Annotated in this window: 14 protein-coding genes and 1 tRNA gene; 4 read left to right on the top strand and 11 right to left on the bottom strand. The window is 65.0% G+C overall.

Features of this window, described 5'->3' with window-relative positions:
* Positions 1–100: 100 nt before the first annotated feature.
* Entirely contained in the window at positions 101–589 is a 489-nt protein-coding gene (locus tag MSTE_RS06960) for a hypothetical protein (protein WP_096500015.1), read from the top strand.
* Here the strand turns inward: MSTE_RS06960 and MSTE_RS06955 are convergent, their stop codons facing one another.
* The 7 genes from MSTE_RS06955 to argS all read right to left on the bottom strand — a co-directional run bounded on the left by MSTE_RS06955 (position 590) and on the right by argS (position 9,871).
* On the bottom strand, positions 590–1,201 hold the full coding sequence (locus MSTE_RS06955) for a maleylpyruvate isomerase family mycothiol-dependent enzyme (protein ID WP_096500013.1): 612 nt from the start codon (positions 1,199–1,201) through the stop codon (positions 590–592). It lies immediately after the preceding gene.
* A gap of 80 nt (positions 1,202–1,281) precedes the next feature.
* Positions 1,282–3,192 carry a transcription termination factor Rho gene (gene rho / locus MSTE_RS06950; RefSeq protein ID WP_096500012.1) on the bottom strand — a complete coding sequence of 637 codons (1,911 nt, stop codon included), beginning with the start codon at positions 3,190–3,192 and terminating at the stop codon, positions 1,282–1,284.
* A gap of 326 nt (positions 3,193–3,518) precedes the next feature.
* Positions 3,519–4,439 (bottom strand): homoserine kinase, encoded by a 921-nt coding sequence (gene thrB, locus MSTE_RS06945; protein ID WP_096500011.1) that lies wholly within the window; start codon positions 4,437–4,439, stop codon positions 3,519–3,521.
* Complete coding sequence (gene thrC / locus MSTE_RS06940; RefSeq protein ID WP_096500010.1) at positions 4,436–5,503, bottom strand: threonine synthase; 1,068 nt, start codon at positions 5,501–5,503, stop codon at positions 4,436–4,438. Before thrC ends, thrB begins: the two co-directional genes overlap by 4 nt.
* Positions 5,500–6,813, bottom strand: a complete 1,314-nt coding sequence (locus tag MSTE_RS06935) for a homoserine dehydrogenase (protein ID WP_096500008.1) — start codon at positions 6,811–6,813, stop codon at positions 5,500–5,502. The genes thrC and MSTE_RS06935 overlap by 4 nt, the downstream gene beginning before the upstream one ends.
* Positions 6,810–8,222: a diaminopimelate decarboxylase gene (lysA, locus tag MSTE_RS06930; RefSeq protein ID WP_096500006.1), complete on the bottom strand. Its 1,413-nt coding sequence runs from the start codon at positions 8,220–8,222 to the stop codon at positions 6,810–6,812. Before lysA ends, MSTE_RS06935 begins: the two co-directional genes overlap by 4 nt.
* On the bottom strand, positions 8,219–9,871 hold the full coding sequence (gene argS / locus MSTE_RS06925; protein ID WP_096505556.1) for an arginine--tRNA ligase: 1,653 nt from the start codon (positions 9,869–9,871) through the stop codon (positions 8,219–8,221). Before argS ends, lysA begins: the two co-directional genes overlap by 4 nt.
* Before the next feature lie 121 nt (positions 9,872–9,992).
* Between argS and MSTE_RS06920 the strand changes: the two genes are divergently transcribed.
* Positions 9,993–10,065 (top strand) — tRNA-Arg (locus MSTE_RS06920).
* A gap of 6 nt (positions 10,066–10,071) precedes the next feature.
* Here the strand turns inward: MSTE_RS06920 and MSTE_RS06915 are convergent.
* Positions 10,072–10,647 carry a permease gene (locus MSTE_RS06915; protein ID WP_096500004.1) on the bottom strand — a complete coding sequence of 192 codons (576 nt, stop codon included), beginning with the start codon at positions 10,645–10,647 and terminating at the stop codon, positions 10,072–10,074.
* Positions 10,648–10,678: 31 nt separating this feature from the next.
* Between MSTE_RS06915 and MSTE_RS24920 the strand changes: the two genes are divergently transcribed.
* Positions 10,679–10,915 (top strand): hypothetical protein, encoded by a 237-nt coding sequence (locus MSTE_RS24920; RefSeq protein WP_157997650.1) that lies wholly within the window; start codon positions 10,679–10,681, stop codon positions 10,913–10,915.
* Positions 10,916–10,920: 5 nt separating this feature from the next.
* On the opposite strand, the gene MSTE_RS06905 is transcribed toward MSTE_RS24920, so the two are convergent.
* A complete protein-coding gene (locus MSTE_RS06905) occupies positions 10,921–12,144 on the bottom strand; it encodes an MFS transporter (protein ID WP_096500000.1) in 1,224 nt (407 codons plus the stop codon).
* A gap of 129 nt (positions 12,145–12,273) precedes the next feature.
* On the bottom strand, positions 12,274–12,840 hold the full coding sequence (locus tag MSTE_RS06900) for a YdcF family protein (protein WP_096499997.1): 567 nt from the start codon (positions 12,838–12,840) through the stop codon (positions 12,274–12,276).
* Between the two features lie 156 nt (positions 12,841–12,996).
* On the opposite strand from MSTE_RS06900, the gene MSTE_RS06895 reads away from it, so the two are divergent.
* Entirely contained in the window at positions 12,997–14,337 is a 1,341-nt protein-coding gene (locus MSTE_RS06895) for a cytochrome P450 (protein ID WP_096499995.1), read from the top strand.
* Between the two features lie 5 nt (positions 14,338–14,342).
* Here the strand turns inward: MSTE_RS06895 and MSTE_RS06890 are convergent, their stop codons facing one another.
* Positions 14,343–14,909, bottom strand: a complete 567-nt coding sequence (locus MSTE_RS06890) for an HD domain-containing protein (protein ID WP_231897018.1) — start codon at positions 14,907–14,909, stop codon at positions 14,343–14,345.

The raw sequence follows: 14,909 nt of genomic DNA, 5'->3' as shown, positions 1-14,909 counted from the left end.
GAACGGCAGCCGCGACATAACCAACGCGGTGCAGCTGTTGGACATCGGTACTTCGGTTGAGTCGGGGCGAACCGCCGAGATAATCGGACAGGAGTCGCACGTGAATCTGAAAAGTGTTGTGAGCCAAGGTGTCATCATCGGCACGCTGACAATGGGAGCACTCGGGTGGGGCGCCGTTGCGGCGTACGCGCAGCCCCCGGGACAGCCCGGTTACACCCAGGATCATCCCAACCGCCCACACGGCGACGATGACGATGACTGGGGCGGCGACGGCTGGCGGAACAACGGCAACTGGCGCGGCAATGGCAATTGGCGCGATCGCGACCAAGACTGGCGGGACGACCGCGGCTGGCGCGATGACCGTCGGGAATGGCGCGACAACCCATGGCATTACGACCAGCGTCCGCCGTGGGGTTGGGCCCCGCCACCTCGTGCCGAATGGCGCGGGCCGCTTCCCGACCGTTGGGGCCCGCCCCCTCAAGCCTTCGACTACTGGGGACATCGGGTACAGCCGATATGGGATGACGGGTTCCGGACCTGGGGATTCTGGCTTTTCGGCATCTGGATCCCGCTCGCGTCGATCGGTTAGCTACACGCCCAATCGAATCCTGTCCGCCGCACCCGATAGGCCGGTCAGCCCGGCTTGTCGACCTGACAACACCAGCACGATGTCCCGTATGGGTCCGGTCACCTCGGGTCCCCGACCGATCGTGAAGTCACAGTCGGTCGCGCGGAAGGAGAAACCACGCGAAGCGCGCGCAAGGTGCAACGGGAAACGCATCCCCCATAGTCGCTCTGCTGAATCGATAGCGGCGTCCGGTGGCATACGCCGATCAATTCCCAGGGGGATCGCGATGTCCTGGGTATGGACCATGACATCCAGCAGCGGGAACGCGCCGGGCGCCTTGCGCCGTGACCCAACCATCCCCCGCAGGGCAGCGACGATCTCTTTCGGGCTCAGGCCATCATCCTGTGCCGCTCGCCGGATCATCGTGTCGAACCGAAGTCCCGAACGAACGGCGACGGATAGGAACTGCCCCAGCCTCATGTGAGCCTGGGTGAGGTGTACTGCTACGTCGCGAACGGTCCAGTCGTCGCAGAGGGACGGCGCCGACCACTGCTCTGGCGTGAGGGAACTGAGCATGTCCGCGACTCCAGAGCGCCCCGCGTCGATATGCGCCCACATGACGTCGGTATCCATGCCACCTCCCCTTTTAGTCAAAGCACTGACCAAAAATCAGGCGAGGATCACCGACACCCCCGGTGATACCGCGTCAGGTTCTAGCTGTACTGCGGCTCGTCGGCGCCGTTGGAGCCCGGGGTGTTCTTGGAGACCTGGACCAGGAACTCGTAGTTGGTCTTGGTCTTGCGCAGCTGGCTCATCAGCAGGTCGATGGCCTGATGTGAATCCAGGCCGGAGAGTACGCGGCGCAGCTTGTGCACGATCGCGAATTCGTCGCCGCTCATCAGCAGCTCGTCCTTACGGGTACCCGACGGGTTGACGTCGACGGCGGGGAACACCCGGCGTTCGGCGATCTTGCGGTCGAGCTTGAGCTCGGCGTTACCGGTGCCCTTGAACTCCTCGAAGATGACGGTGTCACCGGTGGATCCGGTCTCGACCATCGCGGTGGCGATGATCGTCAACGAGCCGCCGTGCTCGATGTTGCGCGCCGCGCCCAGGAACCGCTTGGGCGGGTACAGCGCCGTCGAATCGACACCACCGGACAGGATCCGGCCGGACGCCGGCGACGCATTGTTGTAGGCACGTCCCAGGCGGGTGATGGAGTCGAGCAAGACCACGACGTCCTTGCCCTGTTCCACGAGACGCTTGGCACGCTCGATGGCGAGCTCGGCAGCCTGAGTGTGGTCTGACGGCGGGCGATCGAAGGTGGAGGCGATGACCTCACCCTTGACCGAACGCTGCATGTCGGTGACTTCTTCGGGCCGTTCGTCGACCAGCACCACCATCAGATGGCACTCGGGGTTGTTGGCAGAGATCGCGTTGGCGATGTTCTGCATGATCGTGGTCTTACCGGCCTTCGGCGGGGACACGATCAACGCGCGCTGCCCCTTGCCGATGGGCATGATCAGGTCGATCACGCGAGTCGTCAGCTTCTCGGTGGTGGTTTCCAGCCGCAGTCGCTGATTCGGGTACAGGGGGGTCAGCTTGGTGAAGTCGGGACGCTTCTTGGCGTCCTCAACCGGGCCACCGTTCACCGAGTCGAGGCGTACCAGTGGGTTGAACTTCTGCCGCTGGTTCTGATTCCCGGCATCCGGATCGCGGGGTACCCGCACGGCACCGGTGATGGCATCGCCGCGGCGCAGCCCGTTCTTACGGACCAGGTTCATCGAGACGTACACATCGTTCGGCCCGGCAAGATATCCGGACGTCCGAACGAACGCGTAGTTGTCGAGCACATCCAGAATGCCGGCCACGGGCTGGACGACATCGTCCTCGCGCAGCTCCGTCTCGCCACCCTCGTTGGTGTTGCGATCGCGACCACGACGGCGTTCACGGGTGCGGCGACCACGGCGGCCCCGGCCCTCACCGTCATCGCCACGGTTGCCCTGGTTCTGGTTGTTGTCCTGGTTCTGATTGTCCGAGTTCTGGCTCCCCGAGCCACCCTCGCGTCCCGAGTTCTCGGAGTTCTCGGAGTTCCCCCGGCCACCGTTCTGCTGCTTGCGCTCGCCCTCGGCGTTCTGGTTCTGGTTTCGACGCCGCTCTCCGCGTCCCTCGCGAGGCGCGCCGGCGTTCTCGGCATCCTTGCCCTCGGCGGAGTCGGCTTCCGGAGCGGACTTCGGCGCCTCGGCGGACAGATCGAGCGCGGTCTGCGTGGGCTCGGAACGGCCAGATTCGTTCTGGTCGTTCTGGGCCGGTTCCTTCTGGGCCACCTCGGCGGGTGCCGAGGCCTGAGGCTGCTGGGCCGGGGTGGCCTGGTTGTTGTTCTTCGGCGCGCCAAGCGCACCCTGATGCTCACGAATGGCGGCGATCAGATCGCCCTTACGCATTCCGGAGGTGCCCTTGACGCCTACTTGGCTGGCCAATGCACGCAACTCCGGCAACACCATCGTCGACAGCGCACCCAGTCCGTCGCCCCGACGCTCCTTAGTGGAGCGATCAGAAGAGGCTGTGGCGGGCGCCTCGGGGGCTTCCGGGGCGGCTTCGGTCGCGATGAGGTCCGTATCAGTCACGGATTTCCTTTCCTTCCCCCGCCGAATATGGGGCGAGGGTCTCACTTCGGCCAGTCAGGTTGCTGGCCGCGAAGTTCATGCTGCGGGCCCACACAGATAGGGCCACGCGAGGTCCTGAGAAATGGCAGCTGACCATTGACCTTGCCCAATATCGCCGCCTGTCGGCGACGACTGAAACACCAGGAAGAATTTGTGATCGTCCTCGTTCTCGGCGCAGGTGCGCAGAAGCTGCAATTGCTGGGACTGATACCGAGGATAACCCCCTGGTGGGTATCAAGCAACCAGCACCCCCCGGCGAGTCCCCCGCTCACCAGCCATAACGTCGGCTATCGAACCGACACGCCCGCCGATACGGACATCGCCGTCAGTGAGAAACCTTGATCTTCAGCGTATTTCACCGCGACATCGGGGAGATCACCGGTGGTCAAGGCCAACACCGCAGGTCCAGCACCGGAAAGAACCGCCGCAACCCCCTGATCGCGCAGGTATCCAAGAACCTCGGCGGACGCCGGCATCGCGGAAGCCCGCTGAGGCTGATGCAGGCGATCCTCGGTGGCCGTCATCAGAAGGTCCGGCCGTGCGGTCAGGGCGACGGTGAGCAGGGCCGCGCGGCTAATATTGAACCTTGCGTCTACATGGGTGACAGATTCCGGCAGCAATACACGAGTGTGTGCGGTGGAGGACTGCTCCTCCGGGACCGCGGCGACAATTCTGATATCGGGGTGCACATCCAGCCGGGTGGCCGCATAGACGGGGGCCGCGCCCGACGTGTCCGACCAGGAGACCACGGCTCCCCCGAGCACACTGGCCGCCGCATTGTCGGGATGACCCTCGAACTCCGAGGCCAACTGCACCAGCACCTCATCGGGCAGCACCCGATGTCCGGCCTTGGCAAGCAGTCCGTTGGCGACGGCCAGACCGGCAACTGCAGCCGCGGCCGATGAACCCAAACCCCGCGAATGTGGAATCTTGTTGCGGCACTGAACGATCAGGCCAGCAGCCGCAACTCCTCCGGCAGCGAGCCCCCGCTCGATCGCCCGCACGACGAGGTGACTGCCGTCGAGCGGAACCTCACGGGCACCCTGACCTTCGACGGCCACCTTGAGACCGGATTCGGTTGTGCTGACCTCGATCTCGTCGTACAGCGACAGCGCGATGCCGAGGCTGTCGAAGCCCGGACCCAGGTTTGCACTCGACGCCGGCACCACCACGGTGGTGATCAGCCCCGCGGGCAGGATCTGGTTCACGCGAGTTCCAGCGCCTCGGCAACCGCGCTCGCCTGCACCGGAATGGGAGTCACCTCGGGCATGCCGCTGAGGGCGTTATCGGGATCCTTCAGGCCATTCCCCGTCACGGTGCACACCACGGTGGAACCCTTCGGAACCCAGCCGTCGGCAACCGATTTCAGCAGACCCGCGATGCTGGCCGCCGACGCGGGCTCTACGAACACGCCCTCGCTGGAGGCCACCAGACGGTAGGCGTCGAGAATCTCCTCGTCGGTGACGGCCAGGAACTTGCCGCCGGATTCCTGTTGTGCGGCAACAGCACCCGACCACGACGCGGGCGACCCGATCCGGATGGCGGTCGCGATGGTCTCCGGATTGGCAACGGGCGCCCCGTTGACCAACGGCGCCGCACCCGCGGCCTGCGCACCCAGCATCTTGGGCAGCCGGTCCGACAGACCGTCACGGTGGTACTCGTTGTAACCGCGCCAGTACGCGGTGATGTTTCCCGCATTGCCGACCGGAAGCGCGTGAATATCGGGGGCGGTGCCCAGGGCATCCATGATCTCGAAGGCCGCTGTCTTCTGCCCCTCGATGCGCACCGGGTTCACGGAGTTCACCAAGGCGATGGTCGGATAGTCCGAGGTGGTCTTGCGCGCAAGCTCCAGACAGTCGTCAAAGTTGCCGTCCACCTGGATTATCCGCGCACCATGGATGACGGCCTGGGCCAGCTTGCCCATCGCGATCTTGCCCTGCGGGATCAACACCGCACACGTGATGCCCGCCTTGGCGGCGTAGGCGGCCGCGGAGGCCGAGGTGTTCCCGGTCGAGGCGCACAGCACCGCGCGCTGGCCACGGGCCAGCGCGTCGGTCACCGCCATGGTCATGCCGCGGTCCTTGAACGAGCCGGTGGGGTTGAGGCCTTCGACCTTCAGGTGCACGGTGCAACCGGTGAGCTCGGACAGACGCTTCGCGGGAAGCAACGGAGTGCCGCCCTCGCGCAGAGTCACGGGCTGCCAGTTCTCCCCGATCGGGAGGCGGTCCCGGTATGCCGCGATGAGGCCGGGCCAAGGGGTATGAACGGTCACTCTTGTGTTCCTTCCAGCCGGATGACACTGGCGACACCCAACACCACGTCGAGGTCGGCAAGTGCGGCAACGGTTTCCGAGAGCGCAGCATCGGTGGCCTTGTGGGTGAGCACCACCAGCCGGGCACCCGTCTCGTCGACCTCGCCCTCCTGCCGGACGGTGGCGATACTGACTTCGCGTTTGGCGAACTCGGTAGCGACGGTGGCCAGCACACCCGGCTTGTCGGCGACCCGCATGCGCACGTAGTACCGGGTCGGGATGAGCCCGATCGGCGCGATGGGCAGCTGCGCGTACCGGGACTCCAGCGGACCACGTCCGCCCTGGACGCGGTTGCGTGCGGCCATGACCAAATCTCCTAGTACCGCGGACGCGGTCGGTGCACCACCGGCGCCCTGCCCGTAAAACATAAGCTCGCCGGCGGCCTCGGCCTCGACGAAGACAGCGTTGAATGCGCCGTTCACGCTTGCCAGCGGATGGGTCAGCGGTACCAACGCCGGGTACACCCGCGCCGAAACGCGTTGGCGCCCTTCCTTATCAGTGATCCGCTCGCAGATGGAAAGCAACTTAATAGTGCAGCGCAGAGCACGCGCCGACTCGAAGTCGTCGGCACTGATCTTCGTGATGCCCTCGCGGTACACGTCGTCGGCGCTGACTCGGGTGTGGAAGGCGATCGACGCGAGAATGGCGGCCTTAGCGGCGGCGTCATAGCCCTCGACATCGGCGGTCGGATCGGCCTCGGCGTATCCGAGCTCCCCCGCCTCGGCAAGTGCGGTGTCATAACCGGCACCGGTGGTGTCCATGGCAGACAGGATGTAGTTGGTGGTGCCGTTGACGATGCCGGACACCCGAATCACCGAATCGCCGGCCAGCGATTGGGTCAAGGGCCGGATGACGGGGATGGCGCCGGCCACGGCCGCCTCGAAATAGAGGTCAACCCTTGCCTTCTCGGCAGCTTCGGCGAGCTCGCCGGCGGCCTGGGCCAGAAGTGCCTTGTTGGCGGTCACCACCGACTTGCCCGCGTTGAGTGCACCCAGGATGCCGCGCCGTGCGGGTTCCACCGGTCCCATGAGCTCGACAACGATGTCGACATCGTCTCGCGAAACCAGCGCGTCGATATCGTCGGTGAGCAGCTCGACCGGAACACCGCGGTCATCGGCGACACGGCGCACACCGATACCCCGAATCTCCAGCGGGGCACCGATGCGGGCGGCGAGGTCACTCGCGCTGCTTTCGATGATCCGCGCTACCTCGCTGCCGACGTTGCCCAGGCCCAGGATCGCTACGCCTATCGGACGACCGGAGTCGCTCACCTTTCCTCCTCCAAACTCACCAAATCCTCGATGGTCTCGCGCCGCAGGATCAGTCGCGCCTCGCCGTCCTTGACGGCGATAACCGCCGGACGGGTCAGCAGGTTGTACCGGCTGGACATCGAGTAGCAGTACGCACCGGTCGCGGCGACCGCCACCAGGTCGCCGGGAGCCACGTCCTCGGGCAACCACGCGTCCCTGACCACGATATCGCCGCTTTCACAGTGCTTTCCCACCACCCTGGACAGCACCGGCGCGACGTCACTGTCGCGGGAAACCAGCTGCGGGTGGTACTCGGCCTGATACAGCGAGGTGCGGATGTTGTCGCTCATCCCGCCGTCGACGCTCACGTAGCGCCGCTGCCCATTGGACAGAATCACGTCCTTGGTGGTGCCCACGCGGTACAGCGTCACGGTGCCCGGACCGGCGATGGCCCGGCCCGGCTCGATCACCAATCGCGGCTCGGGCAGACCCGCCAGCGCCGACTCGGTGCGCACGATCACGCCGAGCTTGGCCGCCAGATCCTCGATGGGGGGCGGATCGTCGGACGGCACATAACTGATGCCGAGGCCGCCGCCGAGGTCGATGATGTTGAGCTGCGCGGTCTTCTCGGTACCGAACTCGGCGACCACGTCGCGCAGCAGCCCGATCACCCGGTGCGCGGCGACCTCAAACCCGTCGACATCGAAGATCTGCGAACCGATGTGGCTGTGCAGCCCCACGAGTCGCAGGTTGTCGGTGGCGAAGACACGACGCACGGCCTCCAGCGCCTGCCCACCGGCCAGAGACAACCCGAACTTCTGGTCCTCATGCGCGGTGGAGATGAACTCATGGGTGTGCGCCTCGACACCGACGGTGACACGCACCAGAACGTCTTGCACCACACCGGCGCTGCCCGCGATCGCGTCCAGCCGCTCGATCTCGATCATCGAATCGACGACGATGTGCCCGACGCCAACCTGCACCGCCTGCGCGAGCTCCGCCTCGGATTTGTTGTTACCGTGCAGAGCGATTCGAGCAGGAGGGAACTCGGCACGCAGCGCGATGGCCAGCTCGCCTGCCGAGCAGACGTCCAAGCCCAGTCCCTCATCCTTGATCCACCGCGCGATCTCGGTGCACAGGAACGCCTTCGAGGCGTAGTGCACGCGCGCAGCGCCGCCGAACGCTGCGGCCATGTCGCGGCAGCGCGATCGGAAATCGTCCTCGTCGATGACAAACAGCGGCGTGCCGTACTCCTCGGCCAGCTCGGAGACGGTGAGACCCGCGAGGGTCACCTCGCCGTTGGCGCCGCGAGAGGCATTGCGGGGCCATACGTTCGGTGCCAATTCGGTCGGGTTGACCGGAGGTGCGCTACTCATGGCGGTGTGCTGTTCCCCTTCTGCGTGGCGGGGGCCTGCCGGGTGTGCGCTCACATCCGCTCCGGTGCGCTCACGCCGAGAATGTCCAGGCCGTTGGCGATGACCTGCCGGGTGGCAAGGCATAACGCTAGGCGTGCCGCATGTAGATCCCCCGGTGTTTCGTCACCTTGCGGGAGCACCCGGCACGAGTCGTAGAACCGGTGGTAATCACCGGCGATGTCTTCCAAATACCTTGCGACGCGGTGTGGTTCACGCAGCACCGCGGCGTTTTGCAGGATGCGGCCGAACTCTCCGAGACCCCGGATGAGCGCACCCTCCTTCTCGTGGGTGAGCAATTCGAGATGATCGGTCGAGTGCTGCAGGCCCAGATCCGCGGCATTGCGCGCCAATGCGCAGAGCCGCGCGTGCGCGTACTGCACGTAATAGACCGGGTTCTCACTCGATGCGGAGGCCCACAGCTGCAGGTCGATATCGATCGAGGTGTCCACCGAGGACCGAATCAACGCGTAGCGCGCAGCATCGACTCCGATGGCGTCGACCAGGTCATCGAGGGTGATCACGGTGCCCGCGCGCTTGGACATCCGCACCGGCTGACCGTCGCGCACCAGGTTGACCATCTGGCCGATGAGAACCTCGACGCTGTCTGCGTCGTAACCCAACGCCGCCGCAACGGCTTTCAGGCGTGCGATGTACCCGTGGTGATCGGCACCGAGCATGTAGATGCACAGGTCGAAGCCGCGCTCTCGCTTGTCGAGGTAGTAGGCGATGTCACCGGCGATGTAAGCAGGATTGCCATCACTCTTGATGACAACGCGGTCCTTGTCGTCGCCGAAGTTGCTGGCACGCAACCAGGACGCGCCATCCTTCTCGTAGATGTTGCCGGTCTTGCGCAGTTGCGCGATGGCCTCCTGCACCCGGCCCGAGGTGTGCATCGAGTCCTCATGGGTGAAAACATCGAAGTCCGTGCCGAATTCGTGCAGCGACTTCTTGATGTGGGTGAACATCAGGTCGACGCCTATTTCCCGAAAGACTTCGGCGGCCTCGGGCTCCGGCAACGCAAGCGCATCGGGGCGCTGAGTGAGGACCTGCTTGGCGATATCGGCGATGTAATCGCCGGCGTACCCGTCCTCGGGAGCTTCCTTGCCCTCGGCCGAGGCGATGAGCGAGCGGACAAACCGGTCGATCTGTGCGCCATGGTCGTTGAAGTAGTACTCGCGGGTGACCTTGGCGCCCTGGCGGGTCAGCAGGCGGCCCAACGCGTCACCGACCGCGGCCCACCGGGTACCCCCGATGTGAATCGGCCCCGTCGGGTTGGCCGAGACGAACTCCAAGTTGATGGTGTGCGTGCCCTGCGCGTCGGAATTGCCGTAGCTCTCGCCCGCGTCCAAGATGTTCGCGACGATGGTGCCCTGCGCGTCGGCGGCGATCCGCAGGTTCACGAACCCGGGTCCGGCTATCTCCGCGGCGGCGATAGCGTCGTTGGCGACGAGGGCATCGACGAGCCAGGTGGCCAGGTCACGCGGGGCGACACCGACCTTCTTGGCGACCTGCAGGGCAACGTTGGTGGCGTAGTCACCGTGATCGGGATTACGGGGACGTTCGACGGTCACGGTGTCCGGTAGCGCCGACGTGTCCAGACCTCGCTCGTCCAGCACCGTGGTTGCGGTGGAACGTAGCAGGTCGGCGAGGTCGACGGGAGTCACGGCGATCATCCTATGGGCTCGGGTATCCAGGCCCCGAATCCTTTACCCGCGACCGAAACGGTGGTCGGGATGCTGGTTGGGATGCGCTAGGCTGTCCCCGCTAGTCTTACCAAGCCCTGACGCCCTCGTAGCTCAGGGGATAGAGCGTCTGCCTCCGGAGCAGAAGGCCGCAGGTTCGATTCCTGCCGAGGGCACACAAATTATTCGGCCGCGGGACTTTCCGCCGCGGCGGCAGCCTCACGAACCTGCTGCTTCTCCACCTTCACTCGACGTCGCCACTTGCGCACGACAAAGAACGTGACGAGCAGAAAGATCAACAGCGCCACGGTCGCCCCGATGGCCGACGCTCCCCGGAACCCGGGCGCTTCGACATCCAGCACACGCTCACCGGCATGCGCGGAATTGCTGGTGCCGAACACGATCGTCAGCGTCATCAGGTTGGGCACCGCGACAATGACGGCGAGCAGCGTCAGCACGCCGGCGAAGAACGTCCCGCCACGGCGACCCCGCATCAAAAATGCCCACAGCGCCAGCAACAGCGGTATTCCGGTGCACAACAGACCGAGCGTGAGCCCGCTGCCGATCCCCTTGGTGAAACTGCCGTGACCGGACATATCGGCGATGCGTTGTGCCCACCATCGCGGGATAAAGGCCGACAGTGCGAAGTACACGGCAACCAAGGTGAGCACCAACGCGATGACCGCGAACACGCGACCGCGCCACCTCGCCCACAACGATTCCTTGCCCGCAGGCCCTACTTTGCCGCTCTCAGCCATGGGAAAAGGCTATGCCAATAGAATTGACTTCGTGCGTCAGAAAGCAGTGTTCGGTCTGATTGGTCTGGCATTGGCGCTGTGCTGGGCACCGGTGGCGAACGCCGATCCGATTCCGGTCTGCCCGTTCAACCAGCCATCAGGATGGAACGGGCAGCAGTGCTTCCCCCAGCCATGCGTTCCGCCGTACGCGCCGGGGGTCCCCCCGTGCTTCATGCCGCCGCCGACCGTCGCGCCCCCGACGATGCCGCCGGGCGGCATCCCCCACTGATCGAATCAGGCCGCTGACGGCGTGAATGGGCGGCGCCGGGCGTACAACAGCGACAACGCGAGTACTCCGAGTCCCGCGAGCGCCAGCGCCGCACCGACCAGAGAAGGGGCGCGATAGCCATAACCAGCGGTGATGACCAGGCCACCGAGCCAGGCGCCGCCGGCATTGGCGATATTGAGCGCCGAGTGATTCAGCGCGGCGGCCAACGTCTGCGCGTCATCTGCCACATCCATCAATCGGGTCTGCAGAGCGGGCACCAGTGACGTTCCGGCGACCCCCACCGCGAACACCAGCACCAGTGCGGCCCAAGGATTTCGGGATACCGCCGCGAAAATCACCAGCATCACGGCCACCAGCACCAGACCGATGGCGATGGCCCTGACCACACTGCGGTCCGCCATCCAGCCACCCAGCACGTTTCCGGTGACCATGCCGATGCCGTAGAGCGCCAATGCCAGCGGGACGAGGGCCCTCGATAGTCCGGAGACGCTGGTGAGTGTGGTGCTGATGTAGGTGTAGAAGGCGAACATGCCGCCGAAGCCCACAATGCCGATGAGCAGGGTGAACCACACCTGAGCGCGACGCAGCGCGCTGAGCTCCGTCAGCGGATTCGTGATCTTCATATCCGTCAGTCCTGGCAAGAACCGCAACAACGCCGCGACCGTGACCACGCCGATGACCGCGACGACGGCAAAGGCCGAACGCCAGCCCACCGTGTTGCCGAGCCAGGTGGCCACCGGAACACCCACGACATTGGCCACCGACAAACCCAACATGGTCTGCCCCACGGCCTTGGCGCGTTCCCCCGGGCCCGCAAGGTGTGCCGCCACCAGTGCAGCGACGCCGAAGTACGCACCGTGGGGCAGCCCGGCGACGAACCTGGACGCGATCAGCGCGGCGTACCCCGGCGCGAAGACGGTGGCCGCATTGCCGATCGTGAACGCGATCATGAGCGCGATGAGCAGGGTCCGACGCGAGGCCCGGGCGGTGAGTGCCGCGATGATCGGTGCACCCACGACCACACCCAGCGCATAGGCACTGATGACGTGGCCGGCTTCGGGCTCGGTGACGTGGAAGCCGTGCGCGATGTTGGGCAGCAGCCCCATCGCCACGAATTCGGTTGTCCCGATCCCGAATCCACCTATGGCAAGTGCCAGAATCGCGCCTCGGCGGGTGCGCCGGGACACGGGCGACTCGGGCTGCGCGCGTGAATCGACAACGGCAGTCATGAATAGGGCTCCTGTGCGGTATGCGGCTAGATGCGCACATCGATGAGCGCCCTGATCGGTCAACCACTGATTCTGCCGGGTTCATTCCCTTCAGGCGAACTGTGGTCGTCCCGTAGTTGTCCGCAGCCGTCAGCGGAACGGGCTGATGATGTCGCGCATGAATTGCCCGATGTTGGTGGGCGCATCGCCATCGGGAAAGCTCGCGGTGGCCAGCACGTTGCCACCCGCATCGGTGAAGTTCCGGCCCGCGCGCTGTTGATGGGTCGAGTTCGTCACCAGGATGATTCCCGAGGCGCCGGCCTGCTTGGCCAGCGGCACCGAGAATTGCGCGTTCTGCACCGTGCTGTTGGCCCGGGGCTCCACGACGATGCGGTCGGATGGATACCCAAGGCCGACAAGCATGTTGCGCATCTGCTCGGCCTCTGACACACCGTTCTGCGGATTACCGCCCGTCACGATGATGAACGAGTTCGGGAACATATTGGCGATCGCCCTGCCCGTCACTACCCGCTGATACAGCTTGTCGCGCATCGAGCCGTCGGGCTTGAGGCCGTACCCGAGGATGACGACCGCGGGCTTCGAGAAGTCCTTACCCGTGGCCATCGGCTCGGCGCTCACGGTCGCGGGCGTGCACAGCGCGAGAACGGCACCGACGACCATGGTGGTCGCCCATCGAGTGATCAATGCGCCCTCCAGCCTCAGTGACTTCTGCGACAGACGAGATACATGGTGCCAGAGTTACCCCTGTCAAGTCGACCCGCCGGTGAAATCTCCCGCGATTCCCCCTGGTGTGACCGACATGACAGATGTAGGCTGTGTTATAAGACACATGTCTACTAACACCACAACGCCGTGGAGGGTCACGTGACCGAAGCCTCAACCATCGACCGAGAAGCCGATACGCCCGAGCCGACCGCTCCCCCGCTCGTGACACTCCCCAAGCTGGCCCAGGGCATCGCCTTCGTGGCCTCCCGACGGTGGACCACCAGCAGACTGGCCAAGAAGTACGGCAAGGTCTACACGATCAACATCCCCAAGTTCGGATACACGGTCGTGGTGGCGGACCCGGATCTCACCCGGCAGGTGTTCACCACGAGCACCGAGATTCTGGGCAACATCCAGCCCAATCTGAGCCAGCAGCTCGGACCCGGATCGGTCTTTGCCTTGGAGCGCAACGAACACCGGCATCGCCGCAAGCTACTCGCACCAAAGTTCCACGGCAAGGCCATGATTCAGTACGAGCAGATTATCGAGGAGGAAACGCTGCGCGAATGCGCGTCATGGCCAGAGGGTCAGCAGTTCGAGACCATGGAACCGATGATGCGGATAACGCTCAACGCCATCTTGCGCGCTGTCTTCGGCGCCGACGGAGCCGAGCTGGACGAGCTACGCGAGCTGATTCCACCGTGGGTGGTACTGGCCTCTCTGACGACACGAGTCCCGCAGCCCAAACGCGACTACGGACGCTTCAGTCCGTGGGGCAGGTTGAAGACCTACCGCGCTCGTTACGACGAAGTGATCGCACTTCTCATCGACAAGGCACTCGCCGCACCGGATTTCGAGGATCGCACCGACATCCTCGCCCTGCTGTTGCGGTCCACCTACGACGACGGCACCACCATGTCGCGCAGCGACGTCTCCGACGAACTACTCACCCTGCTGGCGGCCGGTCACGAGACCACCGCCACCACTCTGGCCTGGGCCTTCGAACGGATCACCCGCCACCCGCCGGTGCTGTCGCGACTGGCAGAGGAAGCGCAGACCGAGAACAACGAATACCGCCAAGCGACAATCCTTGAGGTACAACGCAGCCGGCCCGTCATCGATTTCGCGGGACGTCACGTGCTGGCGCCCTACGTCGACATCGGGCCCTACCGAATCCCCCAGGGTCACTCCCTTGTGGTGAGCATCAATTTGATGCACGACGACCCGGCAGCCTTCCCCAACCCCGAGCGTTTCGACCCAGAACGCTTCACCGACGCCAAGCCCGGCAACTCGTGGGTTCCCTATGGCGGCGGGACCCGGCGCTGCGTCGGTGCGGCCTTCGCCAACATGGAGATGGACATCGTCCTGCGGACCGTGTTGCGGCACTTCACCATTGAAACCACGACGGCCCCCAACGAAAAGTGGCACTCACGCGGAGTCGCCTCGTGCCCGAAGAACAACGGGCTCATGACGGTGCGGCGCCGCTAACACCCTCAGGCAAGCCTGCGCAGCTCCGCCTCGATGTTGCGTCGAGCGGCCACTTCCCAACGCACCCTGGCCGCCTCGGTATGAAAGAGTTCGGCTTTGTCCAGCAAGGCGCCCAACACCCGCGCACGTTCAGGCCGGAACACCTCATCGGGAATCGGCGCGTACTCCTGGCGCACGGCGTCGACATACCGCGCGTAGCGATCTGCTGACGCGCCGAGTACCGACAGATCAGCATCGCTGAGCACGGCACCGTTGGGATCGTCCGGCTCGACGCGATGCGTCTCGGTGAGCACAACCAGACGCGCCACCTCATCACCAATGCTGGGAGGTAACAGTTCCCGGGCCAACTGTGCGGACTGTCTCTCATTGTCGGCGCGGCCGATCTCGTACACCGCATCGTGGAACCACGCCGCCAGCTCGACGGGCTCGCGCTCGAAGATCACACCGTCCTGCGCAAGTAAATCCACCGCGTCGAGCACCTCCCGCAGATGCACGACATCGTGGTGCCGCCGGTGCGGCTCGGACCATCGGCGCAACAGATCCGCGCGCAGATCGTCGGTGAGTACCGCCAT

Origin of the sequence: [Mycobacterium] stephanolepidis (genome assembly GCF_002356335.1) — a bacterium.
GTDB lineage: Bacteria > Actinomycetota > Actinomycetes > Mycobacteriales > Mycobacteriaceae > Mycobacterium > Mycobacterium stephanolepidis.
This window is presented reverse-complemented; position numbering and strand designations above follow the sequence as displayed.